Genomic DNA, 213 nt, shown 5'->3' with positions numbered 1-213 from the left:
TATATCGCATCCGGATGCTGGTAAAACCACCATCACCGAAATAGTACTTTTGTTCGGACAAGCGATTCAAAAAGCCGGATCTGTAAAAGGCCGTGGCTCTAATCAGCATGCAAAGTCTGACTGGATGGATATGGAAAAAGAGCGTGGTATATCGGTTACTACCTCAGGAATGCAGTTTCCATATAATAATGCGCTGGTTAACTTACTTGATAC

The 213-nt window shown here is 42.7% G+C and carries 1 protein-coding gene; it reads left to right on the top strand.

Annotated elements, in window-relative coordinates:
* Window position 1: 1 nt before the first annotated feature.
* The coding region (locus tag V6260_RS19230; RefSeq protein ID WP_341595622.1) for a GTP-binding protein at window positions 2–213 on the top strand (212 nt) is incomplete at its 3' end.

The sequence above is a fragment of the Pseudoalteromonas aliena genome (assembly GCF_038155085.1).
GTDB lineage: Bacteria > Pseudomonadota > Gammaproteobacteria > Enterobacterales > Alteromonadaceae > Pseudoalteromonas > Pseudoalteromonas aliena_A.
The sequence above is the reverse complement of the archived record's forward strand: the minus strand, read 5'-3'. Positions and strand labels throughout refer to the sequence as shown.